At 41.7% G+C, this 24,448-nt stretch carries 18 protein-coding genes; 5 read left to right on the top strand and 13 right to left on the bottom strand.

Annotation, left to right across the window (positions count from 1 at the left end; translation table 11 throughout):
* Positions 1-213: 213 nt before the first annotated feature.
* The 13 genes from Q0Z55_RS02695 to Q0Z55_RS02635 form a co-directional block, all read right to left on the bottom strand.
* Positions 214-984 (bottom strand): tRNA threonylcarbamoyladenosine dehydratase, encoded by a 771-nt coding sequence (locus Q0Z55_RS02695; RefSeq protein ID WP_297423864.1) that lies wholly within the window; start codon positions 982-984, stop codon positions 214-216.
* Positions 985-1,040: 56 nt separating this feature from the next.
* Positions 1,041-1,859 carry a TatD family hydrolase gene (locus Q0Z55_RS02690; protein ID WP_297424139.1) on the bottom strand — a complete coding sequence of 273 codons (819 nt, stop codon included), beginning with the start codon at positions 1,857-1,859 and terminating at the stop codon, positions 1,041-1,043.
* A 7-nt stretch (positions 1,860-1,866) separates the two neighbouring features.
* Positions 1,867-2,775 (bottom strand): RsiV family protein, encoded by a 909-nt coding sequence (locus tag Q0Z55_RS02685; protein ID WP_297423862.1) that lies wholly within the window; start codon positions 2,773-2,775, stop codon positions 1,867-1,869.
* Between the two features lie 207 nt (positions 2,776-2,982).
* Complete coding sequence (locus Q0Z55_RS02680) at positions 2,983-4,575, bottom strand: peptide chain release factor 3 (protein ID WP_297423860.1); 1,593 nt, start codon at positions 4,573-4,575, stop codon at positions 2,983-2,985.
* A 145-nt stretch (positions 4,576-4,720) separates the two neighbouring features.
* Positions 4,721-5,209: a type IV pilin protein gene (locus Q0Z55_RS02675; RefSeq protein WP_297423859.1), complete on the bottom strand. Its 489-nt coding sequence runs from the start codon at positions 5,207-5,209 to the stop codon at positions 4,721-4,723.
* 2 nt (positions 5,210-5,211) lie between these two features.
* Entirely contained in the window at positions 5,212-5,697 is a 486-nt protein-coding gene (locus Q0Z55_RS02670; RefSeq protein ID WP_297423857.1) for a type IV pilin protein, read from the bottom strand.
* 4 nt (positions 5,698-5,701) lie between these two features.
* Positions 5,702-9,886 (bottom strand): PilC/PilY family type IV pilus protein, encoded by a 4,185-nt coding sequence (locus Q0Z55_RS02665; RefSeq protein WP_297423855.1) that lies wholly within the window; start codon positions 9,884-9,886, stop codon positions 5,702-5,704.
* A gap of 20 nt (positions 9,887-9,906) precedes the next feature.
* The gene (locus tag Q0Z55_RS02660) at positions 9,907-10,710 is read right to left on the bottom strand and encodes a PilX N-terminal domain-containing pilus assembly protein (RefSeq protein WP_297423853.1); all 804 of its coding nucleotides are present in this window, start codon (positions 10,708-10,710) and stop codon (positions 9,907-9,909) included.
* The gene (locus tag Q0Z55_RS02655; protein WP_297423851.1) at positions 10,707-11,696 is read right to left on the bottom strand and encodes a PilW family protein; all 990 of its coding nucleotides are present in this window, start codon (positions 11,694-11,696) and stop codon (positions 10,707-10,709) included. The genes Q0Z55_RS02660 and Q0Z55_RS02655 overlap by 4 nt, the downstream gene beginning before the upstream one ends.
* Complete coding sequence (gene pilV, locus Q0Z55_RS02650) at positions 11,696-12,220, bottom strand: type IV pilus modification protein PilV (RefSeq protein WP_297423849.1); 525 nt, start codon at positions 12,218-12,220, stop codon at positions 11,696-11,698. Before pilV ends, Q0Z55_RS02655 begins: the two co-directional genes overlap by 1 nt.
* Entirely contained in the window at positions 12,217-12,711 is a 495-nt protein-coding gene (locus Q0Z55_RS02645; RefSeq protein ID WP_297423847.1) for a GspH/FimT family pseudopilin, read from the bottom strand. Before Q0Z55_RS02645 ends, pilV begins: the two co-directional genes overlap by 4 nt.
* A gap of 418 nt (positions 12,712-13,129) precedes the next feature.
* Positions 13,130-15,202 carry an EAL domain-containing protein gene (locus Q0Z55_RS02640; RefSeq protein ID WP_297424136.1) on the bottom strand — a complete coding sequence of 691 codons (2,073 nt, stop codon included), beginning with the start codon at positions 15,200-15,202 and terminating at the stop codon, positions 13,130-13,132.
* 291 nt (positions 15,203-15,493) lie between these two features.
* On the bottom strand, positions 15,494-17,686 hold the full coding sequence (locus Q0Z55_RS02635; protein WP_297423845.1) for a carboxy terminal-processing peptidase: 2,193 nt from the start codon (positions 17,684-17,686) through the stop codon (positions 15,494-15,496).
* A 177-nt stretch (positions 17,687-17,863) separates the two neighbouring features.
* On the opposite strand from Q0Z55_RS02635, the gene nagZ reads away from it, so the two are divergent.
* The 5 genes from nagZ (at position 17,864) to pta (ending at position 24,424) form a co-directional block, all read left to right on the top strand.
* Entirely contained in the window at positions 17,864-18,880 is a 1,017-nt protein-coding gene (nagZ, locus tag Q0Z55_RS02630; protein ID WP_297423843.1) for a beta-N-acetylhexosaminidase, read from the top strand.
* Between the two features lie 143 nt (positions 18,881-19,023).
* The gene (locus Q0Z55_RS02625) at positions 19,024-20,289 is read left to right on the top strand and encodes a glutamate-5-semialdehyde dehydrogenase (protein ID WP_297423841.1); all 1,266 of its coding nucleotides are present in this window, start codon (positions 19,024-19,026) and stop codon (positions 20,287-20,289) included.
* Positions 20,290-20,349: 60 nt separating this feature from the next.
* Entirely contained in the window at positions 20,350-20,751 is a 402-nt protein-coding gene (locus tag Q0Z55_RS02620; protein ID WP_297423839.1) for a hypothetical protein, read from the top strand.
* 277 nt (positions 20,752-21,028) lie between these two features.
* Entirely contained in the window at positions 21,029-22,237 is a 1,209-nt protein-coding gene (locus tag Q0Z55_RS02615; RefSeq protein WP_297423837.1) for an acetate kinase, read from the top strand.
* A 45-nt stretch (positions 22,238-22,282) separates the two neighbouring features.
* The gene (gene pta, locus Q0Z55_RS02610) at positions 22,283-24,424 is read left to right on the top strand and encodes a phosphate acetyltransferase (protein ID WP_297423835.1); all 2,142 of its coding nucleotides are present in this window, start codon (positions 22,283-22,285) and stop codon (positions 24,422-24,424) included.
* Positions 24,425-24,448: the final 24 nt, after the last annotated feature.

Below are 24,448 nucleotides of genomic sequence, written 5' to 3'. Positions count from 1 at the left end.
AAATGTTAGATATGACAAGCTTATGAAAATAAACAATTAACCAAGACGCAAAATTATTTTTTTATTAGATATATTTAACATTATTTAAATATAAATTAGATTTAGTTGTATAGCCTATCCGCCATCTTTAAAGATCACATTCAATCAAAATAAAATCCCAAGTATAAAACTCAGGATTTTTTGTCTAAACTTTAACCAATGTGTTGGCAAAAACTATCCTGCACGCAATTTAATCTGATCTAGCTTTTTCAAAACCTCAGCCACAGCCACCATTGCAAAACTGGATGTGACCACCACAGCAGAACCATAGCCACCACAACGCAAACCTGCACTTGGGCAAACATCTGTGCTTGAAAATGGATTATCTATAGAATACACACAGGTAATACCAAATTTATCTTTGGGCTTTTTGCAAATGCCTTTACTGCGTAACTGTGCACGGAGTTTGGCTAACATTGGGTCTTGTTCGGTTTTGGATAAATCAGCAACGCGAATTTTAAGTGGGTCAATCTTGCCACCTGCACCGCCTGACACAATTAAGGGAATCTTATTAAAACGACAATACAACATGAGCGCCAATTTGGCTTTAACATCATCAATGCAATCTAAGATTAAATCTGGTGGGTTTTGTAACAAATCTTTGACATTTTCAGGCGTTAAATAATCATCCACTAAATTAATCTTGATACGTGGATTAATGGCACGGCAACGCTGTGCCATCACTTCAATTTTTTCATGTCCTAAAGTGCTGCTCATGGCAGGCAATTGACGATTGATATTGGAAGCAGCCACCACATCCATGTCTACCAATGTTAATTCACCCAAACCTGTACGTGCTAAGGCCTCAACCGCCCATGAGCCGACCCCACCAATGCCTATGACCATCACATGACTGTTGGCATAATGGGTAAATTCATCATCGCCATAGATTTTAGCCACGCCAGCAAAACGGCGTTCATATTCGTCATCTAATACATCAGTCATGGTGCAATCAACATGGTTACAAGAGGCGCTATTTTACTGTGTTTCAGAGTATGGGGCTAGAGCGGTTTAGCCAGTGCCAATGCCGTAAAACTGTTTTGCCATAAAATCGGGGCAAGCTTGGCTTGATCGTATTGTAAAGTTTGCGCCAAAGCCTCCAGTACATAAATTAAATTTCCCGGTGTATTTCGGCTATGTTGATGTTCGCGTTGACAACACAACGGTGTCATATCGGGGCAATCGGTTTCTATCACCAAATGCTCGGCGCCAATGGCTTGAATCACCCGATGCAATTTTTTGGCATTGGGTTGACTGACCTGTCCGGTAATCCCGATTTTAAAACCCAAGCCAATTAAAGCTTTGGCTTCTTCAACACCACCACTAAAGGCATGTGCAATACCACCTTGTTTAAACTGGTGCTGTTTGAGTATTTTGAGCACCTCGGCATGGGCTTTACGAACATGCAATAACACTGGTTTTTGGTAGTCTTTGGCAAGTTCGAGCTGTAGCTGAAAATACTGCTGTTGCTTTGCAAATAGCTCAGGCTGTTTATGCTGCTTTAAAAAAGTATCTAAACCAATTTCTCCGATCGCTACACAATCTTGGCTACGCAGTAGATCTTCAAGTTGGCTTAAATCTTGTGGCTGATGCTGTTCAATATAAAATGGATGCAAGCCCGGTGCTAAATGGCTTTGTGGTATGTCTTTTTCTTGCAATAAATTATGATGACATTGAACTAAATCATGAAAGCGTTCGGCTACAAAACCAATTAACACCAAATGCGCGACGCCATTTTGATAAGCCACACGTGCTAATTGTAAACGGTCATGTTCAAAATCTGGCACATCAAAATGCGTATGCGTATCAAACAACTGAATCGTCATGTTAGTTCACAACTTGCTTAGATTTTGGTAAATACTCAGGTTTTAAAATGCCGTCTAAATCTTCATAAGCAATGACCAGTTTCGGTAAACCAACCACATAAGGTCCAATTTCATACTCGGCATATTGCAAAATTAACCCCTGTTGGCTTAAGTAAAAATTATCCGATAAGTAAAATTTCCATGCTTGTTCATAATCACTGACGTTCTCTGCCAATTTTGCCTCTATAACCCACTCTTTAAACACCGCATAGGCAGCTCTTTCAAGTGCAGCTTTTTGCTTAGCTAAGACAATATCATCAAGCAAAATTTGCTGAGCTGTACTTAAATCAAAATTGCCATATTGCTGTGCCGAAGAACCATGTGCCCCACCTAAATAGCTGCTGCTATTGAGTACTACCGTGGCAAGCGGTGCTTGATCATTTAAAATGCGTGGCTTAATCATTAAGTTAATTTGATGATTGGCATTTAACTGTTTCAGCTCTTGATCTAAAAATAAAAATGATTGAATAAAAGGATTCACCTGCTCAAGCAAAACTTGTGCTGCATTAAGCGAAACATTGGCCTGTGAACTTGCGGTGGCTTCACTGCTAGAGGCTTGTGCTACAAGACTATTTTTGGGTGCAATGGATAAAATTTGTTGTAGTTGTTTTATGATTTGTTGATCTACCCATGCATCAATATTGGGATGATTACTACTTAAACGCTCAATGCTCATCTCAGCACAGTTATTGCCTTGGCACTCCGGCAGATTTAAATCAAGGCGCTGATTTTCTGCCATTAAGCGAGGTTGTTCAACTGTAGTTAAGGCCTCAGAACTTGCTTGGCTTTGACTGGTTTGCTCAGGTTTAGGCTGACATGCTGCGCAAACAGCAATGATGCAGATACTCAACAATGCAATAGGATAGTTCATGTTTTTTCTCTCATGGCTATTGTGGCAAAAACAAAAGCAAAGCTATTTGATCTCATCTTATTGCAATTTAGCTTTGAGTAAAACCTAGCTGTAAGCATGCACAAGGCACATGACACAAAAAATTTCACATCCCAACTGGGCGCGAGCTAAAAGACTCAGCATAAAAAAAAGCCCAATCCATGATTGAGCTTTTTTTAAAGGCTTAACTTAGTGTTCGCGCGTATTACGGAACACGATGTCTGGATAACGCTCTTGCATCAGTTGTAAATTAACACGACTTGGTGCCAGATAAGTTAAATGACCACCACCATCAACAGACAATTGGTCATGGGCTTTTTTCTTAAATTCGTTGAATTTCTTTTCATCGTCACAGGTCACCCAACGTACTGTGTTGATGCTCACCGGCTCGTACACGCAATCTACTTTGTACTCTTCTTTTAGACGATACGCGACCACTTCAAACTGTAACACACCGACAGCACCCACAATTAAATCGTTATTGTGCTGTGGCATAAAGACTTGCGTTGCACCCTCTTCAGAGAGCTCTTTTAAGCCTTTTTGTAGCTGTTTTGATTTTAGTGGATCTTTTAAACGTACACGGCGGAACATTTCTGGAGCAAAGTGCGGAATACCGGTAAATTGTAAATCTTCACCTGAGGTAAAGGTATCGCCAATTTGAATAGTACCGTGGTTATGTAAACCAATAATATCACCCGGCCATGCTTCTTCTAAATGCTGACGGTCACCGGCTAAGAAGGTTAAAGCATCAGAAATACGCACGTCTTTACCTAAACGTACATGTTTCATTTTCAAACCTTTTTCATATTTACCTGAGCAAATACGCATAAAGGCAATACGGTCACGGTGTTTTGGATCCATATTGGCTTGGATTTTAAACACGAAACCTGTGAAACCTTGTTCTTTAGCATCTACAACGCGATCTTTAGTTGGATGTGCTTTAGGTTCAGGTGCATATTGGCTAAATGCATCTAAGACATGATCCACACCAAAGTTACCCAAAGCTGTACCAAACAACACAGGGGTTTGACGACCCGCTAAGAATTCTTCACGATCTAACGGCTCATTGGCCATTTGTACCAATTCTAAAGATTCTTCAAATGCAGCCCATGCCAACTCACCGACTTTTTCACGTAAATCTGCATGGTCATAGCCATCACGGACTTCAATATCAGTAATCACTGAACCAAAGCCGGCTTTATAGACATAAAATTTTTCTTCAATTAAGTTATACACACCAGCAAAGTCACGACCCGTACCTAAAGGCCAAGTCAGTGGTACACATTTAATTTTTAATACGTTTTCAATTTCATCAAGCAATTCTAATGGCTCACGGATTTCACGGTCCATTTTGTTGACAAAAGAGATAATGGGTGTATCACGCATACGACACACATCCATCAATTTAATGGTACGATCCTCGACACCTTTGGCACCATCAATCACCATTAATGCAGAGTCTACTGCGGTTAAAGTACGATAGGTATCTTCCGAGAAATCTTCATGTCCCGGGGTGTCAAGTAAGTTAATCATTTTGTCTTTGAATGGGAATTGCATCACTGAGGTGGTGATTGAGATACCACGCTCTTTTTCCATTTCCATCCAATCTGAGGTTGCTGCACGGTCAGATTTACGGCTTTTGACCATCCCTGCCACCTGAATGGCCTGACCCCATAACAACAGTTTTTCTGTCATGGTGGTTTTACCGGCATCGGGGTGGGAAATAATCGCGAAAGTACGACGCTGAGCGACTTGTGCCGCTAATTCATCTGTAAAGCTCATGGAAATACACCTACTGCAAGATGTGCAGTGCAAAGATCAGAGTTGATCAAATAGATAAAAATTAGCGATATTGTAGCCGAATCGGTCTGCTTGTTCTATCGTCTTTTCTTGCACTTAAAACAACAGCCGACTCACCTATATCAATTTAATCTTGCCAAGGCGTTGGACAATCGGGCAGCACTAAACTCCCTGAATCTTCTTTACGAATATGCGTTACAGCATCGTCTTGATCTTCATACCAACATTTTTCATTGTTATGCATGAGGGTAATTTTACCGGTACCCACTTGTGTAGAGTTGGCAGTTGGCGTTGCCACTAACAGCCAAGTTGTTACGCTGCTGTTATCTTGATCTAAAGCCACACCATAAGCATCGGTTAAACTTAAGCTGTAATTAGGATTGGCAGCAGGAAAATCTGCACCACCTAATTTATTGATACTCACGTCTTTAAAGCTTTGATTGACCAATTTATAACTGGCCAATTGATGCGATAACATCATTAGGTGCGCTTGTACTTCTACACGTTTCGACTTTTGCACATATTTTTGATAATTAGGAATCGCAACTGCCGCCAAAATAGCAATCACTGCAACAGCCAACATCAATTCTACTACTGTAAAACCACGTACTTTCATGCTTACCATTCCTGTGTGTTTTCACCACAATGTGTGGCTGTGGCCACAAGTAAATCTGGACTTGCACACTTTTGACTCCCCGAGGTGAGTAAATAACTCGGTGATTCACGCAAATAGCGCTGCCCCGCTTGATACGGTGTTGCAATGAGTTTATAGCCTTGACCAATCACAGATTGCTGTAAATCTTTATGGGTATTGCTATCTAAAATTTGCACTTTATAACGGTATTTTTCAGCCGTAGCGTCTTTAGGCAAATACACCACTCCCGCTTCAGACTCATGTTCTGCCATAAAGCCGGCATAATTAAGTTGGCGCCCACGGTAACTTTCTAAGCGCTCTGAGAGCATTAACAGCTCAGCTTGTGCTTTGGCTTGATAACTACGTGCGATATAACGTTCATAGCTTGGGATGGCAATTGCAGCAAAGATTGCCACAATTACCACCACTGCCATCAGTTCAACCAATGTAAATCCTTGCTTGGCTTTCATTCAATCACCATTCAAACCAACGGGTTGGCTTAATTACACGGGCTTGAGAATATTGTTTTAAACGTTGTTCTGTTAAATCAGGATTATCTTCATCACATTTACCAACACAAGCTTCTTCAATTGCGCTAATCGGTCCAATTAAGCTCGAAGTACGGTTACTGTCACCTGTTGCACCTAAAGTCGGTCCTGTAATACCTTGGTAATCTTGCTTCACATAAGCGGCACAATCACCAAATGGCGCACAGACGCGGTGGATGGTCGATAAGCCTTGTACCCCACCACCACAAGTATTGGCCACGTTGTTTAAAGTGGCTTTTGGATCGTATAAGTTGATATATAAGTCACTTGCAATCAGTTGCGATTCTTCAAAAGATTTAGCAAATTTTTCTTGGGTTGTATCAGCAACCGAGTTGAGTTCAAATGCCCAACCACGATATTTACCTGATACACGCCCCATATTGGCACGAATTTGGTCATTGTTGATGTTGCCACCACCCCACTTTAGACTGGTTACACCACGACCCAATAAACCACGTGCTGCCATGTTATTTTGGGTAGCTTCAACACTTAAACCTACATCTTGTGCAAAGCTTGGTTTTTCAAGACCATTCATGGCTGCATCGTAATCAAACACACCATACAACTTATTACGCGCTTTAGTGGTTTCAAGTGGGAAGCTACGGTTACCTGAACCTGCGGTGAGCAAGACAAAGCGTGATTGTCCTGCATCAAATACAGCAGTGGTCAGACGATCATAAAAACGTGGTACAAAACTTGGATTATTAAGACGCTCGTTCTCACTGTCGATACTTGCTTCACGCAAGTTAGCAATACGTTGCACACGAATGGCTAAATTGTTTTTCTCGGTTAAACTAATTTGATTAACATTATTTAAATCAACACGGAAAATTTGACCACCCAGATCTGCAAAATAAATCATATCTGCTAGACCATCAGCATCGTAATCACGCACTACCGGTTGACCTACAACGCTGTACAACACTTGTGATTGCTGAGTTTTTTGATGTGCCTCGCGAATACCATCGGTATTGGCACTGGTCATCCAAATCAGTTCGCCTGTTTCGGCATCTACCACATATAAGGCATTACCTTTGGTGGCTGTTGTGGTTGGCTCTACAAATTTTCCTGGTTCTTTTTCGTAGATGCTTGCATCATAACCACCACCAAAGATGAGCACTTTACGACGTTCACCACGTACACGTAATTCGGTCACTGTCGGTTTAGACCAAATTTGTGCCATACGTGAAAATTCGGATAAGCCCGGATGCAAATGGAATAAAAGTTCTGGATTGCTCGGATCCATAATATTCAAACCATACAGTGCCTCACCCCCCATACGCAAACCGCCATAGATATTTAAACGGTCGGCTTGATACTGTACGGTGGTTTGACTATTGGCGCGTGCCACTTTGACCTTAAATGTATTATCTGCAGTCCATGGTGCATCTACCCCGTAGGCCAGACCAATTTTGTTTTCAGCAGCCACCCCTTTCGAGTATTCTTGAGCCAATGTGTCATATTGATTTTCTATAATCTCTTTAGGCACAAAAACTGATTTTTCCTCTCCGGTTTTTGCATCCACAATATGCAAGCCACCTTCCATTGAGCCATAAACCACATATTCATTACGCCCATTCAGCACAGCTTTGCCATTTGGATCAAGTTTGGCTTCTTGGGTCACCAATAACGGCGTTGAATGAACCACACCACCTAAATAGCGATAAGGAATCTGTGGGCTGGTTTGGGTCACTTGCTCAATATCGCTCTTTGATAGCGTTAATTTAATGCCATCAGGCAAAGCAACTGGATAACCCAAATAGTTGAGCAAGGCATAACGTTGACGGATGCTTAAATCTTCAATTTCTTCGGTAAAGATTCCTTTGGTTAAATTGTCTTTTGTAACCTGCTTAATTTTCCCCTCATCCATAATAAACACACGGCGCTCAGCACTTGGTTGACTTGGATCGGTATCTTGGGTTTGCATAGATGGCACAGGGATTTTTTGCCATGCGCCACCACTGTTGACCAATGAATGATCAACACCAGTCTGCTGTGACCATAAATCTTTAGCAGCTGGGTTAATGATTTGCTGATTATTCACAATATTATAGATTGGGTTTTTATTGGTATCTTTTAAAGTACCATCCACAATATTGTATTTTTTAAGGTTACCCGCCCACGTGCGCAGACTGCTGTCTTCTTGTGGCATGACCATCGGGAAGAAACCTGTGGTCATCAACTGAGTTTGATCGAGCGGGTCACGCGGCACTGAAATTGAACCTAAGCTAGATGGCGTAAACTCAACTTTAAGTGTTTCTACAAATTCAACAATACTATTGGCAATATCATCTGAGTTGGTCGCTTGATAGAAGCCACCCTCGCCATAGCCATAACCTTTACTGCCCCATTTACAGGCATTTTTCACATCTTCGTTGTTGGTTGAATCACAATCATAAGTCCCATCTGGTTTTTTGGCTAAACCTTCAAAGGTTGAACCAAAACCAACTACGGCTGTTTTAATGCTTACACCGGCCGGATTTAAGGCTTTGTTATTGAGTTTTTTAGCATATTCACCAATATATTCCCAACCGCCAGTCTCACCTGTAAACAGATTTGACTGCAATTTTGGCGATTTTAAAATATTAACCGTTGGCTTGCCTGTAAATGCATAAGCTGAGGTCAGCGAATGATTCATAATTGCTTGGGCCATGGCATCTTTGGTTGAGTTTGGTGCACCATCGGTTAAGAAATAAATCCCGTTGCCATCACAACTATTTTTAGATGCACCTGAAATATAGGTATTGCTACCGTCATTTTTTTTAGCGGTTGCCACTGAATAACGAAAACCACCCACCATATTGTCGGTGTATGAAGTTGCTGTGCTCTGTTCAATCAAGGCAAAAGGGTTAGTACGATAAGACACCAAGCCATTGGCACCGCCTGCATAACCACTCCATACTGTACCCACAATTGGCTCAATATCGAGTGGCTCGTTATCAACTTTCATCCAACCGCCATAACGCCAGCCCACAGGTAATTTTTTAAAGACATCCCATGCTTCGTTAAAATCATCGGTCCATTGCATAAAGACCTCTTGACTTGGCACACGACTCCACCCAGATGCTTGCGTGTTATCTGGACGGTAAACGCCATTATCAATGGTACTTTTAGCCACAGTTTTTTTGCTTGAGTCATGCCCCGGCCAATTGTTGACACATTGCTTGACGTTTTGTGAACCACCTAAAGCACTGGTCAAACTACTACCTAAAGCAACACAAATAAAGTAAACCTGTTCTTCACCTTTTTGCATCACCATATAACCATCGTAAATATATTTTACTTTGGTTAAATTGTTGTGTGCGCTATCAACCCCTGTGCCTGTACCCATCATATAAGCACCCGATTCTGCATAAGCATGTGCAGTTGGCGTACCACTTGATGATTTATAGACGTTTGGATAATTACTACTCGAGAGTTTTAAATCACTATTGGCACTACCATCTTCGTTACTAATCGTATCGAGTGACTTAAACTGTGCAATGGCCTTAGCAAGACGCTTACGGTGTTTACCTGTTAAAGCTGCATTGGGAACGAGCACTGTACCTGAGTGACCATCGACTAATTTATTTTTTGCTTCTGAGACACTAATTTCTGTTTTAGATGAGAAATGCCCTAAACCCATGACAATTTGATCATTGAGTTTTTGGCTGGCCAATAAAGGTAAAATAGCATCTTTTAAACGTGATAAACGGTCATACTGCGTGACGCCATTTTTGCTACAGCCACGTAGATAATACGGAATGGTTTCACCATCAATAACCACTGTTTTATAAATCGCAGTTTTGTTATAAGTCGGACTATTTTTATTGCTGTCTTTTAAGTTATAGGTCCACTCTTTAAAGTTGGTGGTGCTCTTACGATCAGAATAATACTCCGCCACCGAAGTACGATCGCATAAAGGATTGTCAACGTCGCCTGGACTACCAAACATATTATTTTTTGGCATCACCAAAGAACTGATCCCCATACTGCCGGAAGTATCGAGCATTAAGAAAATTGAGGTTTTGCCCAGCTGATTACCTTTATAAATGGTTAAATCGCTGGCATAACTTGGCATAATCGCCACGGGCAGTAATGCCATGAATTTGACAAGCGGTTTTAATTTCATGATTTTCTTCCCCAACCCCATTAACGTTTTGTCTCAGACAAACGCACGACATATTCTGCTAATTGCGTATTGAGCGGTACACCCAATTGATTTAAACATTCATGCACTGTTTCCACCTTTACTTGTGACGGATTAATCGCAGGATCAGCACGATTTTTAAGTAAAGTATCATCCATCATACGATGTTGTAGACAGGTGTTGATATCAGCAATACTGACCCCTGATGCTAAAGCAGGTGCAAATGAAGTCACAATGACACGTACACGTTTGGTTTCCACATTGACTTCTTTAAGATCACTATTTTTGGTGGCTAAATCAAAGCGCCCCATTTCAACGGTTGGATCATCTGGACTGACCACAGCCACCTGTGTAACGACAGCTTTGCGACTAATCGAGAACATGGTTTCTGGGTCACAGACTGCAGTAATATCGCCTGATAAGGCACTACTTACACCTTCAGCTTGCGAAATATTTAGACGTTCAACGATACGAAATTCAGATAAATCAAAGAATGAGCCTTTACCTGCATTATTGCCCACTTGTGTGGGTTTAAAGCAAAACTGTAATTCTCGTCCTTGGTTACCAGCCAATAAAACCTGCCCAACAGGGGTACTGGCTAAATTATTTGCCTCATTCGATTTAAAGTTTTTTTCAAAGTGATCCAAAGCGACATCTGAAGTTTGCATTAATAAGGTTTGTACCTGCGCATTGGTGGCAAGCTTTAAGCTAAAAATGCTTTGTTGAATGGCATAGACCCCAATCACACTAATTAATAGCAATAAAATCAGAACCATAACAAGGGTGGCACCATGTTGTTTATTCATTGAATGACATCCCCCAAACCACCATTACGCAGTGCAATGGTCGTGCTATAAATCTTGCGCATAAACTTATCATCAGGTACAGCAATGTTTTTATCTAAAACTTGATAATGGCTTTGTGTAGAACTTGGTAATTTTTCAGATGAGCGTACCAACCATGCTAAATTCACCCCAATAATCGCTGGTCGTGCAGTTTGATCAGCATTCAAATCTAAAGCTTTATATGCTGCTACATCTAAGGTACCTGTACGTTGATTTTGATGACGAACCCTGAGTTGCACACGCATATATTCAACATGTCTGGCAATCAAATGTCCTTCATTTGAGCCGTAATCGCCCATTAAGGTTTCAGCATCATCAATGGTGAAAGAATCTTCATCGTCATCAAGCAAACGTTGTGGTGTGCTTTCACCTTGAGCAATGAAAACACTATCAGAACAGTACAAATCAGCGCTTTGATCGGCATTTTTCTTTACATAGTATTTTTCAATGACATACCAACCTTTTTTAAGCTCAGTTAAGCTACGATTAGGACCACGTACTTGCCGACCTGTGCAGGTACGCATGTCCATTGGCGCTTGATACATCACCACCAATTGATCACTCTTGAGCGATCCAAAGGCACTTGGCGTAATTGCACTACCGGAAATGTAGTTTTGCCCTTCAATAGCGGTATCTTGTACCTTTAAGCCATGTAAATTGCCTTGTAGGGTTTTCTCTACATCAATATATTGATCTGACAGAACAATCCCACCATATAGACTTTGATCATTCATGGCCCCCCCATTACCATGATTGGCCAAACGAATATTTTTGGTGACATTATTTAAACCAAATACTCCACTGTCTTGCACAGTAGAAGCAGCCTGTTGAATCTGATAATTCACCTGACCACTCATAAACAATTGCACCGCAACTGCAACCAACACTAGACCAATGGTCAAAGACACCATGAGTTCAATCAGCGTGAAACCTTGTTGCTTGATCATTAGTATGCCTCCAATACTAAACAGTCTGGATCATTGGCATAACGACCTGCATCTGCTGCCACCGTATTGTCTGAACCATTATCATTTAAGCAACGATGCTCAACACTACGCCCAGCAATCACAGGCTTCGTTTCATTCCAAGCGGCCATTAAACATAAACGCTGTTGCTGCGCTGAGGTATTGGGGCAAAAATCCACCCCTATTTGAATGCTCTTACTATTTGCCACTTGCTGCTGTTGATATAAATCTAATTGTGCTTGTTGATCGACATTACAATCTTGTGTGGTGGCACAAGCTGGTAATGCGCTAGGAATGCTTACACGGTAGTTACCGCTACTATTTAAACGAATTTTTTCAGCCAAACCATTGAGTAAAATTAACGCATCAGAGCGCTTTAAGGCTTCTTCTGTAGCCACGGTGGCACGCACTTGTAACGCAACAAAACCCAAAATGGCCACCGATAAAATCAACATGGCAACCAATACTTCAATTAAACCAACCCCACGTTGTGTATGTAAACTCATGTACATGCTCCAGCTTGGCTTACATCAACATGACCTGGCATATAAACCGTAATTGCATAAGAGCGCTCCCCTGCACATAAGGTCAAGGTTTGTTGCGTGGTATACCCTTGTGAAGTAAATACAAATTCGGTAGAACTTCCCTGCTTTACATAAACTTTTTTATCAAGTTGCAAAGCATCAATGCGTTGTTGTTTTTGATTGTCATTGAGTTGTGCATAATTCTTGAGGCTTTTACCACACTCATCAACCGATTCAGCAGGTGTTGCAATACATAAAGCACGTTCACTGTTGGTTAATACCGATTGACTACGTAAATCTTGCAATGCCACCTTTACATCAATAGCCGCTTGTTTGAGTTTTTGATTTTCTAAAGCACTTGCTAACGATGGTGTCGCAATTAAGGTAATGATTGCTAAAATACTTAGCGTTACCATTAATTCAATCAGTGTAAAACCACGCATGTTCTGTGTTGTAAAAATCGCTTTGCTCAATGGTGCCTACCTCAAAGTACTGCTGCTGGGAGTGAGTTTTCAGCGCAAGATTATCACAACTCTTACAGTGGCAATACTCGCCATTTTTAACAGATTGACGCACTGCTTCACATATTTAAAAGATATTGCTATCTGCACAAAATAAAATCACCCTATTTTGCCGATAAATGGTATAAGGAGGCAGATGAAAAAACCCGATAAATCTAGTTTGATTTATTTTAAATGTTTGTTTTTATTTATGATAATCCAAAGTATTTTAGTCGACTTTAATAGAAAAAATATCTAAAGATATAGCTTTAACCAATGCGTATAAATCTTAATCAATTAGAGTAAAAATGTTTAATCACAGTGAGAATGAGACTGGCATAATTTGCCAATTTATCCTTAAAAAAATATTGTCAACATCATCTGCGCTGCTTTAAACGTGTAATTTCGGCAATGACATATGTTCTAATTCTTCAATTGGCATTGGCATACCCAACAGATAACCTTGTAACTGCTGTGAACCTAAACGTCTTAAAATATCAGCTTGCTCTTGGTGCTCAACCCCTTCTACAGTCACAATCAAGCCAAGTTGGACCGCTAAGCGAATAATACTTTCTAAAATCATTTCTTCTTTAGAATTGGCTTTTAGATCTAAAATAAAGGCACGATCAATTTTAAGCTCATTCACAGGCAAGTTTTTTAAATACAAAAAGCTGGAATGACCTGTACCAAAATCATCAATAGACAATTGAATGCCCATACTACGCAGCCTGCAGAAGGTTTCAATGGTCGTATCAATATGATGCATGGCTGTGGATTCAGTGACTTCTAACATTAAATGTGCAGGATTGATTGGATACTTTTCAAAAAGCTGTTCTAAAGTACTAAATAAGTTTTTATGCTCAAATTGAATGGCTGATAAATTCACTGCAATAGGGAAATAGTGTCGTCCTGATTGTTCCCATATTTGAATCTGCTTGAGTGCTTCTTCAATGACCCAATACCCCATTTGAATGATTAAACCCGTTTGTTCAGCACCACGGATAAATAAGTTAGGACCAAGTAAGCCTAATTGTGGATGCTGCCAACGAATTAACGCTTCAACCCCACACACTTGATAATCACTACAGGTGAACTTGGGCTGATAAAACAGTACAAATTGTTGCTCTTCAACCGCTTTATACAATTCATTGACCAAGCGACTTTGACTTTTGATTTCTTCTTGGTGTACACAGTAATTGTAAATGGAATAGGTGTTACGCCCCTGAAACTTGGAGGTCAGCATGGCAGCATCGGCGTTCATCAGTAAGTCTTGTAAGTTTTGCCCATGCTCAGGATACATGGCAATTCCCATACTGGCAGAAATATGAATCTCTTTCCAAGCAATCAAGAAACGCTCTTGAATGGTTAATAAAATCTGCTCAGCCAAATCCACTGTGTGTTCTAAGCTGGCACGCTCAATAATCAATAAAAACTCATCGCCACCAATCCGCAGTAGCTTTTCATTGTTTGAGAGTTTACGGTAGATTCTTGCAGTGAGCTGAACTAAAAGCTGATCTCCGACATGATGGCCAAAACCATCATTCACAGTCTTAAACTGATCAAGATCAATGTAAATAAAGGCCAACTTATCGTGATGATATTCATGATGACTAAACAGCGTATCAGCATATTCCGTTAAAAAAGAACGATTTGGTAATTTAGTCAAACTATCTTGTAAGGCTTGATTGGCTAACTCCTGGTTGAGTTTAAACAGTTGGCGGCTACGCTCTTCTAAACGTTGATCCATAATTGCCACCACAAAAGCAGCCATTAAAATTAAACTGGTTACAAAGATTACGCTAAAGATCAAGATACCCTGCTCTGAGGCAATTAATCCTTCAAATAAAGCATGATCCCCTATATCCCAACGCACTGCTGCCATACCGGTATAATGCATACCAATAATCGATAGTGCCATCATCAGTGCAATTGCAGCTTTAAAGAGCAATTTACGCTTAATATTGTTTTTATATTTAAATGACAACCAAAAGGTCAGCCCTGTTCCACTCACTGCAATAAAAATGGAGCACAACACCAAAAGAACATTATAACGCGGCTTATAGCCTTCAACGATTAAGCCCATCATACCCGTATAGTGCATACCGGTAATGGCCAAGCCCATCAGGAATGAGCCCAAGACTAGACGTACAAAAGATAAACTTGGGCGGTTATTTAACCAGATGGCAAAAGTCGATGCGACAAAAGCAATAAAATAAGACAGTATGGTGAGCGGATAATCAAAAGAATAAGGCGCAGGAAAATCGCAGGCAAGCATCCCCATGAAGTGCATACACCAAATTGCAGCACCTAATGTTGCCCCACTTCCAAGCAAAACAATTTTTTCTAACTCTTTGCGTAAGCCTTTAAATAATAGCTGTTCGATCGAGATGGCGAGATAGCACACAAATAGTGCCACAGCCACTGATCCTGCAACCAGACTTAGCTCATAATGGAGATGTACCATCATTGACTTCCATAAGCTTGATTCGTCTAGTCTGCAGTGAAATTCTGCACAAAAAATTTTCCCCAGATGTAGTCCATACTACAAATTTTTTGTTAGACAAATAAGTGTGTCAAGAATCTAACACTTCAACAGTGAGGTCAAGTAGCAACCAGCTTGTTAGTTTAAACTATTTGTACTTTTTAAAGACATATTTACTTAATTTATCCAAACTCTTTAGCATATTTTATAAAAAAGCCGACCAAAGTCGACTTTTTTAAGCTACATAAATAACACAAAGCAGCAATTGATTGCCTATTTTTTCTGCAACTTGGTGTAATCTAACAACACCTGTGCTGCTTCAAGCACAAAAGCTTCTTCTTCAGGCAATGGCGGACGTTGGGCAGCTTTCATTTTGGCACGCTGTTCGGCTAAGGCATCTATTGACGCTTGATAAGTTTCCCAGTTGGCATACGGGGTTTGACCTGTGGCTACACGGCGGGCATTTTCAGCCGCCAAGGTTTTTTGCTCAAGCTCTAGTAATTCAGCACGGCGTTGGTCCACATCAAGCACGACACGTTTTTTCTCTTCCGCTTTTTTCACCAAGGCTTTACGTTGTTCTAAATACTTAAATTGTGGATCTAGGCTAACGCGTACTTGTGAACTCTTGGCCAACTGTGCCACATAAGGACGAACCGAACCTTCACGTTTAAATGGTGCTGTGCTAATGGTGTCCCATTCAAGGGCGTTTTTCGCTTTACGTTCGCCAAATTCTTCACTGTAAATATCCACCAATTGAATATCAGGAATCACACCTTTATTTTGGGTACTGCCACCGGTAATGCGATAGAACTTACGTTGGGTTAAGGTCGCTTGACCATAAGCTAAGCTATCAAGTTGCACTTGTGCTGTGCCTTTACCCGTGGTTGGGCTACCAATCACAATCCCACGCTCGTAATCTTGAATGGCTGCTGAATAAATCTCACTGGCGGATGCCGATGCTAAGTTAATCATCACTGCCAATGGACCGGCATAGGTTTGGGCACCACCGTCATTGTCCTCAAACACACTGACATTGCCGTTACCATCACGAATTTGCACCACAGGTCCTGATTGAATCACCTGACCCAACATACGTGCCACTTCTTCCAATGAACCACCCGGATTATTACGTAAATCCACAATAATACCGTCAACCTTTTGTGCAGCTAAGGCTTTTAAGGCATTGTTGGTGTCTTCTGAAACTGAACGATATTGATCACCGGCACGGCGCGCACGATAGTTTAAATAAAACGATGGAATCTCAATCACCCCTAAAGTGTGTTGCTTGCCATCACGACTGATGTTCACGGTACGACTACGTACACCGGCATCTTCTTCTTGAATCACATCACGGGTTAAAGTCACCACACGCGCTTGACTTAAAGATGCGCCGGGCCCAAGTAAGCGTAAATGGACTTTGGTGCCACGTTTACCACGAATTAAACCCACCACTTCTTTACTTGGCCAGCCAATCACATCCACGATTTTCTCGCCATCTTGACCAACACCAATGATACGATCACCCGATTTGACCTGACCTGATTTACTGGCAGGGCCACCCTCAACAATGGTTTCAATCTTGGTGTAATCTTCGTTGCTACGATCCGGGCGAATGGATACACCAATGCCCTCTAATTGCAATGAGCTTTGACGATTGAGTTCAATCGCATCCAGTGGTGGGAAATAGCTACTATGGGGATCATAGCTCAAAGTCATGGCATTTAAGGCTTTGTCTAGCACATCATCGCTTTTTAGACGGCTCATCCGCTCTAACTGACGGGTATAACGCTTGGTTAAGGTCTGCTCAGGCGTTAAATCTTCAGGGCCTGATAAATCTTGCCCATTGGCTAAACTTGGATTTTCTTTTAAGGCTTTTTGTTTGGCCTGTTCTTCTTCACGGCTTAAGGTGAGATTAATTAACTGTGACACCAACATTTTGCGCCAGTAATCTTGTTGCTGTGCTTTGGTTTCAAAGAACGGTGCTTTTTCACGGTCGGTATCAATAAAGACGTTTTTCTGCTTTAAGTTTTGCGGTTTTTTCAGCTCAGCGAGCATAAACTGATAAAACTCAGTTAAGCGCTCACGATACAGCGCATGAATAGCATAAGCTGCGCTTAAATCACCTGCTTTTAACGCCATACCTAAAGTTGCGCCATATTGTTTTTGGTATTTTTCAACTTCTGAACTTAAGAATAAAGAATGGTCAGCATCTAAACTATCAATATAAAAATCTAAGATACGTTTTGACATTTGGCTGTCTAAACGCTGATTTAAATAATGTTGACGATCCACCAAGGTTGCCAATTGACGCGTCACTAAGGCTTGTTCTTGAGTCGGCTGAAGTTGACCTGCAGCCTGAGCGACCGTGGTTGCATCATTGGCTGCAATTGCTTCACTCACCACATGAGTAAAGAAGAATCCACCCGTTGCAACAGCAACGGCACACGCGATGGTTTGAAGTTTCATAATGTCTAAATTTTTCCTTCTTTTGAATCCGGCAAGATCGCAGTTGGCTGCAACTCATGCTACTTTGTTCAATCTGAGTTTATCGTGTAGTTTTATCATAATGTCTGCTGACAAACTGTAGCAAATCATTGCACAATGCAGCTCTCTTTCCTTGAAAATTCTAACACGGACATCGCTATGATCGGCGCTTTGATGCTTGATATTGCAGGCACCACTTTAAATCCAGAAGATATTCAACTGTTACAACATCCACAGGTGGGTGGCGTGATTTTGTTTGGTCGTAATATTCAATCGCCCGCCCAAGTTCGTGCCTTAACCGATCATATGCGTCAAATTCGTGCCGATATTTTAATTGCGGTCGATCAAGAAGGCGGTCGTGTCCAACGTCTAAGACAAGGCTTTACTTTGTTGCCTGCTATGGGACGTTTTGGTGAACTGTACCAAACTGAGCCTGAACGTGCCTTGAGCCTGTGCGAAGAATGTGGATGGCTCATGGCCACTGAAGTTTTAGCCGTTGGGATTGATTTTAGTTTTGCCCCAGTTTTGGATATTAACGACATCAGTGATGTGATTGGGGATCGTGGTTTTGCCAAAAATCCACAAGACATTATTGCCCTAGCACGTGCATTTTTAAGTGGCATGCAGCGTGCCGGCATGGCAAGCACAGGCAAACATTTTCCCGGTCATGGCTCAGTTAAAGCCGACTCGCATGTGGCAGCAGCGATTGATCTGCGTAGTTTAGCCGAGATTGAAGCACACGATATGCAGACCTTTGTGCAATTAAAAGACCAACTTGATGCTTTAATGCCAGCGCATGTGATTTACCCACAAGTTGATCCAAATCCGGCGGGTTTTTCTGAGTTTTGGTTACAACGCATATTACGTGAACAACTGAAGTTTGATGGTGTATTGTTCTCAGATGATTTAAGCATGCAAGCGGCATGCGTGGCAGGTGGTGCCGATGCCCGTATTCTAGCGGCTTTAAAAGCCGGCTGTGATATGGGCTTGGTCTGTAATGATCGTGCAGCGCAATTGCTGGCTTTAGCTGCCATTCAAGATGTACCACTGTCTAATCAAACACGTTTAGAACGTATGCGTGGCCAGATTCCAAGCCTTGAGATTGGTGAGGAACTTGATTTAGGTCAAACTTGGCGTGAAGTGCGCGATCGTATCAGTGCATTTAAACAATCCTAAGCCAAGCTTTAATCCCAGCATAGCATGGCTATGCTTGGGGTGATTTTAACTGGATGTGTTGCAATAATTTTTTAACAAATACTTCAATCTCAATCCCTAGACCTGCTACTATCAAAGCGTATTTTTTAACTGATCAAACCGCTATGCAAGATTCTATTGAACATTATATGCAAACGGTAGGACAACAAGCACGCCAAGCATCACGCATGTTAGCGAGTGCGTCTACCCAAAGCAAAAACGCTGCGTTATCCGCAATTTACACGGCGCTTCAAAATGACCAAGCTGCCATTTTAGCAGCCAACCAAATTGACATGACCAAAGCGCATAACAATAACTTAGATAGTGCTTTACTTGATCGTTTAGAACTTACCCCCGCACGCTTTGATGGCATGTTGCAGGGTTTAAAAGATGTCATTGGTTTAAAAGACCCGATTGGTGAAATCACCGATTTAGCCTATCGTCCATCAGGCATTCAGCTCGGTAAAATGCGCGTACCTTTAGGAGTTGTGGGCATGATTTATGAATCGCGTCCTAACGTGACTTTAGAAGCAGCTTCATTGGCGTTAAAATCAAGTAACGCGATTATTTTACGTGGTGGTTCAGAAGCACTTGAATCCAATCAAGCGATTGCCAAAGCTGTGCAACATGGTTTAAAAGCCGCCGGTTTACCTGAACATGCTGTGCAAGTGATTAACACTACAGACCGTGCTGCGGTGGGTCAATTAATCACCATGAATGAATATGTGGACGTGATTGTACCGCGTGGTGGTAAAGGCTTAATTGAACGTATCACCAACGATGCCCGTATTCCAGTCATTAAACATTTAGATGGCAACTGCCATGTTTTTGTTGAAGCACAAGCCGACCTACAAAAAGCACTACCTATTGCCTTAAATGCCAAAACACATCGTTATGGTGTGTGTAATGCTATGGAAACTTTGTTGGTCGATGCCAAAGTGGCTGACGTTTTTTTACCAAGCGTGGCTGAACTGTATACCCAAAAGCAAGTTGAACTCCGTGGCTGTGCCGAAACACGTCGCATTTTAGGTGACAGCATTGTTGCTGCGACAGAAGAAGATTGGTACGAAGAATACCTTGGTCCAATTTTGGCCGTTAAAGTGGTTTCAGGTGTTGATGAAGCGATTGATCACATCAATAAATATGGCTCACATCACACTGATTCAATTATCACGGAAAACTTTAGCACTGCACGTCAATTCTTAGCCCGTGTCGATTCAAGCTCGGTGATGATTAATGCCTCAACACGCTTTGCCGATGGTTTTGAATATGGCTTAGGTGCTGAAATTGGCATTTCAACCGATAAAATCCATGCCCGTGGTCCTGTCGGTTTAGAGGGATTAACCTCACAAAAGTGGGTAGTCTTTGGTGACGGTCAAATTCGCCAATAAGACTTTAAAAAAGCCTGCGCTATGCAGGCTTTTTTTATGACTTATATGTAGGAGATGCTTATGTTTTACAGTTTAATCTTGGTCACTTTTGCTTTGGCGCTGGGCATCTCTTATGTGGTGATGCATTTGTTTTCATCATCCATTTACGCGATTTTGGCACGCATTATTCAAGAGCCCATTCATACCGCTTGGGGCAAATACACCTTTTTTGCAGGCTTAGTGGTGGGGACATCTTCAGGCATTCGGATTTATGATATAGAAAAGTACATCAGCCCAATTCATTACGATAGCCAAAGCGATCAACCCATAATTATTCAACTGACTCAACAGCGCTGGGTACTGGAAATTTATCGTACCATGGTAGAAACCTTGCAAGGTTTAGCATGGATGATGTTGGTATTTTTTATGGTGGCACTGTTGGCTTATGTACTGATTAAACGCAATGAAGCGTCTAAACATTAAATACTAAGCTTATTTTTTATAATTTTGCTTAAAAACAAAACCAATTAATATGAATAGCATCGCTTTACATTTTTTCAAAAAATGAAAACTTTTAACCAATAAATAATAATTATGATTGAGCCATGCGTCGATCATCCTTAAGTCTAATCACCTAAAGTCTATCTATGAGTATAAAAACAGCCGTGATACAAATACTCACACGATCAAGAAATCAGCATTTTTTGATCATTGGGATGACAACAAGCTAATACTAAAATCGCCAGTCAAGGAATACGCCATGTCCAACGTTCTTATTATCAATTGCGGATCTTCTTCAATTAAATTTGCTTTATTATTAAAAGAGCAAAATTTCCGAATCCATGGCCTTGCTGAAAATTTAGGTACACCTGAAGCACGTATTAAAGGCGTGACCTTAGGCAACCAACCTGTTGACATTAAAATCCCAAATGCAGATCACAAAGAAGCATTAGAAGTGGGTTTATCGCGTCTTGCTAATCACAAGCCAGATGCGATCGGTCACCGTATTGTACACGGTGGCACTCTCACTCAAGCAGAACTCATTACTGATGAAATCGTTGATGTAATCCGTCAAGCAACACCGCTTGCACCTTTACATAACCCTGCGCACTTAGTGGGGATTGAAGCAACGAAACGTTTGTTCCCAGATTTACCACAAGTGGCTGTATTTGATACCGCATTCCACCAAACCATGCCTGCCCATGCCTATCGCTATGCTGTGCCAAAATTCTTATACACCGAACATAACGTACGTCGTTATGGTTTCCACGGTACCAGCCATGCGTATGTTTCTGAGCGTGGTTCAGAGCTTGCAGGCAGCTTTAAGCAAGGTGGTTGGTTAACAGCGCATTTAGGTAACGGTAGCTCAACCTGTGCCATTTGGAATGGTGAATCTGTAGATACTTCAATGGGCTTAACCCCGCTTGAAGGTTTAGTGATGGGTACCCGTAGTGGTGATGTAGATCCTAGCTTACATCGTTTCTTAGAAGCTAACTTAGGTTGGGACATCTACAAAATTGACAAAATGCTCAACAGCCAATCAGGTTTACTTGGTTTGTCAAACTTATCCAACGACATGCGTACCTTGATTGAAGCTTCAGAACAAGGCAATGAAGATGCAACACTCGCCATTGAAGTATTCTGTTACCGTTTAGCAAAATCTTTAGCTGCTTTAAGCTGTGGTTTACCACGTTTAGACGGTTTATTCTTCACAGGTGGTATTGGCGAAAACTCGGCGTACATCCGTGAAAAAACTTTAGGTTACTTACCACACTTTGGCTTTAACTTAAGCGTTGATGCCAACAACAACTTAAAACGCGGTACCGAAGGTCGCATTGATGCAGGTACAGGCCCACAAATTTGGGTCGTTCCAACCGATGAAGAAGGTCGCATTGCCCAAGAAACTGAAAATGTTGTGAATGGAATCTACACAACAAAAAAGACTGAACAAGATGCAGTAGTGGCTTAAGCCCTACTGTATCTCATCACAACTGCAAAGATTGATGATATAACCATGAAAACAATTCTTCTTGTTCCAACTGCCGAAGGTGTAGGTCTCACCTCAGCCTGCTTAGGTTTAGTTTATGCTTTAGAATGCCAAGGCATTAAAGCAGGTTTTTTAAAAGCCTTTTCTCAAGATGCAACTGCGCAAAATGACAGTAGCACAGCGCTTTATCGCCATATTAGCCAAAGCCAAACGGTAGAGCCAATTGCTTATTCGACGCTCACTTCACGTTTGGCTTTAGGTCAAACCGATGAATTGCTTGAAGATGCGGTGAGCCTGCATCGTGAAATTTCTAAAAAACACGACATCATTATTGCTGAAGGTTTAGTCCCTAATGGCCGTGATGCTTTTGCCGCACAGCTTAATGCGCAACTGGCACAAGCCTTAGATGCTAAAGTGGTGATTGTGTCTAATGCTGACCTCAATCATGCTAAAACGGCAGCTGAGCAAGTACAAAGTCAATTACGTCACTACGCGCTAGAGCGTGCTGCAGGCGTGTTGTTTATGCGTACTAAAGGGTTAAGTGATGCACAAATTCCTGTGACCTTAGATGCAAGCCTACGTTTGGTCAATGAAACTGCGCAATTTACTCAAGCTTTACAAAAGAGCCATGCGCACTTGGGTGGCAAAAATCTACCGATTATTGGCTTAGTGCCATTTAGCAGCACCCTAAGCGTGCCACGTTTATCTGACCTTGCTCAACATATTCAAGCCACTTGGCTTAACTCAGGTGAAAACCAACGTCGCGTTTTACATAGCAGTTTAGTGGCTGGCAACGTTGGCAATGAACTTAATAAATTCGTGGCAGGTGAATTGATCATCACTGCTGCTGACCGTGTCGATGTGTTACTGGCAAGCCAATTGAGCAATCAAAATGGTACAGCGCTTGCAGGTATTGTGTTAACAGAACAACAAGCACCAAGCAATGATGTCTTAAACTTCTGTCAAAGCCATAAATCAGGTTTACCTATTTTGCACACTGGCTTAACGGCCTATGACACGCTGCAAAAGATTCAGAATTTCTGCAACGAAATTCCACAAGATGACACCACGCGCGCTGAACAAGTCACGCATTTTGTCGGCAGCCATTTAGATCCAGAGTGGATCAATCAATTGGTCAGCAATACGCATAAGCCACGTTTGTCCCCTTCTGCGTTCCGTCACGAATTGGTACAAAAATCAATTCATGCCAAAAAACGTATTGTACTGCCTGAAGGTGATGAGCCACGTACCATTGAAGCGGCTGCTATTTGTCAATCACGCGGCATTGCCCAATGTGTGTTATTGGCAAAACCTGAACATGTTGCTGAAGTGGCCAAAGCGCGTGGGGTCGAATTACCTGCAGGCTTAGAAATCATTGACCCAGATAGCATCCGTGCAGATTACGTTGAGCCAATGGTGGCATTACGTAAAGGCAAATTAGATGCTATTCAAGCCAATGAACAGTTACAAGATACCGTAGTGTTAGGCACCATGATGCTTGCACTTGATCATGTCGATGGTTTGGTGTCAGGTGCAGTGCATACCACGGCCAATACCGTACGCCCTGCGTTCCAGCTGATTAAAACTGCGCCTGAGTATTCACTTGTGTCGTCAGTGTTCTTTATGCTGTTGCCTGATGAAGTGTATGTGTATGGTGACTGTGCGATTAACCCTGCACCAAATGCTGAACAATTGGCTGAAATTGCCATTCAATCGGCTGACTCTGCCAAAGCTTTTGGTATTGAGCCACGTATTGCCATGATTTCGTATTCAACCGGTACTTCAGGTACAGGTGCAGATGTTGAAAAAGTGGCAGAAGCCACGCGTATTGCCCAAGAACGTCGTCCTGATTTATTGATTGATGGTCCACTGCAATATGATGCCGCATCAGTTGAAAGCGTAGGTCGTTCTAAAGCACCAAATTCAGACGTTGCAGGTCGTGCCAATGTATTTATCTTCCCAGATTTAAATACCGGTAACACCACTTATAAAGCAGTACAGCGCTCAGCGAATGTAGTGAGTGTGGGTCCAATGCTACAAGGTTTAAATAAACCTGTGAATGACTTATCACGTGGTGCTTTGGTCGATGACATTGTGTTTACCATTGCCTTAACTGCAATTCAAGCTGAGCAACAAGCAGCGCCGATAGAAGCAGTCGCTGCGGTTTAATCAACACCTTCCCCCTGTTCTCCG

The organism is uncultured Acinetobacter sp. (assembly GCF_947626835.1).
Lineage (GTDB): Bacteria > Pseudomonadota > Gammaproteobacteria > Pseudomonadales > Moraxellaceae > Acinetobacter.
The sequence above is the reverse complement of the archived record's forward strand: the minus strand, read 5'-3'. Positions and strand labels throughout refer to the sequence as shown.